Origin of the sequence: Prevotella sp. P4-119, from assembly GCF_002251345.1 — a bacterium.
GTDB lineage: Bacteria > Bacteroidota > Bacteroidia > Bacteroidales > Bacteroidaceae > Prevotella.
In genome coordinates this window covers 1-1,442 of the sequence record NZ_NPJB01000082.1, presented here as the reverse complement: position 1 = coordinate 1,442, position 1,442 = coordinate 1, and the positions used below count along the sequence as shown (strand labels likewise).

2 protein-coding genes are annotated in these 1,442 nt (G+C 40.5%); both read right to left on the bottom strand.

Annotation, left to right across the window (positions count from 1 at the left end):
• Positions 1 to 35 precede the first annotated feature (35 nt).
• The gene (locus CIK89_RS09200; RefSeq protein WP_143025596.1) at positions 36 to 944 is read right to left on the bottom strand and encodes an IS3 family transposase; all 909 of its coding nucleotides are present in this window, start codon (positions 942 to 944) and stop codon (positions 36 to 38) included.
• Positions 863 to 1,396, bottom strand: coding sequence for a helix-turn-helix domain-containing protein (locus CIK89_RS09195; RefSeq protein WP_091964514.1), 534 nt, complete (start codon positions 1,394 to 1,396; stop codon positions 863 to 865). Before CIK89_RS09195 ends, CIK89_RS09200 begins: the two co-directional genes overlap by 82 nt.
• Positions 1,397 to 1,442: the final 46 nt, after the last annotated feature.

The window sequence follows — 1,442 nt, the reverse complement described above, 5'->3', positions numbered from 1 at the left end:
TATAGTGACCCCAAGAAGTTGGACGGGTTAAACATTTACGTATTTAATTGAGTCATTCTGTATTGTACTGGACTCATACCATTTAACTTGATTTTTATTCTTTTATTGTTATAATAGTCAATATATTCTTCTAAAGCCTTGATAAATTCTTCTGGGGAATCAAAGTTTTCTGCATATAGCAGTTCCGACTTCATTATCCCAAAGAAATTCTCAGCCACAGCATTGTCTAAGCAGTTTCCTTTCCTTGACATGCTTTGGATGATATCATGGCTTTGTAGTTTTCTGCAATATCCGTAATGCTGGTACTGCCATCCCTGGTCAGTGTGTATAATAAGGCCTTTCAGATGACTGACTTTGGCAAAAGCCTTATCCAGCATGTCATGTATCTGCTCCAAATTGGGTGTAGTAGAAATATTGTAAGAGATCACTTCTCCATTGAAGAGATCTAATAAAGGAGAAAGGTATAGTTTGGTTTGCTTTATATTTATCTGAGTAACATCAGTTACCCATTTCTGATTAGGCGAACTAGCCTTAAAGTCTCTCTCCAGTATATTAGGAGCAATACGACCAACCTCTCCTTTATAAGAGCGGTATTTTACCTTGCGTATCTGGCATTTCAAATTCTCTGACTTCATGATGCGCTGCACCGTTTTGTGGTTAATGACGTATCCTCTGTTCCGCATTTCTGCCGTTATCCGTCTATAGCCATAGCGGCCCTTATGCTCATGGAAGATACTTTTAATTTCTTCTCTTTCGTGTTTGTACTTATCCACACCTTCTTTAAGTTTCTTCAAGTGGTAGTAGAACACGGAACGTGCCATCCCATTAATCTCCAACAGTATGTTGAGTCCAAACTCCGGCCTTAATGCTTGGATGACTTGCGTCCAGAACCTCTGAGCCTGGACTCCTCTTCTTCCATCAAGGCCTTCGCTTTTTTTAGCAATGCATTCTCTGCTCTCAGGCGAAGGTTTTCAGCCTGCAGTCGCTCTAATTCTGCTTTGGAGTCATACTTTTCTTGCTTTTGCTGCTTCATGTCTTTTGGCTTCCGACCTCGGCGCTTAACCTCATACAACGCACTGTAACCTCTATTACGGACTATACGTACCCATGTCTCAAGATTAGTGCGACTGATGTCTGCGGAGGTGTAAATCTCGCGCAAAGATAAGTCTTTTTCCAGATACAAACGAACTAAATGTTCTTTTTCTGCACAAGAAATCTGCCTGTAGGTCTTATGACGTACTAAACCAGCCTCTCCTTGTTCATCATAACGACGTACCCACTCGAGAATCTGATCACGCCCTGTGTGTAGGTCTTTGCATAACTGGACGATGGGTACGCCAGACTTTACCTTTAATACTGTTTCTAATCTTTCTTTTAATGAATGAAAACTACTCATAATGTACCTCTAAAAGCTTTATGTCTAACTTTAGGGGTGCATTTCA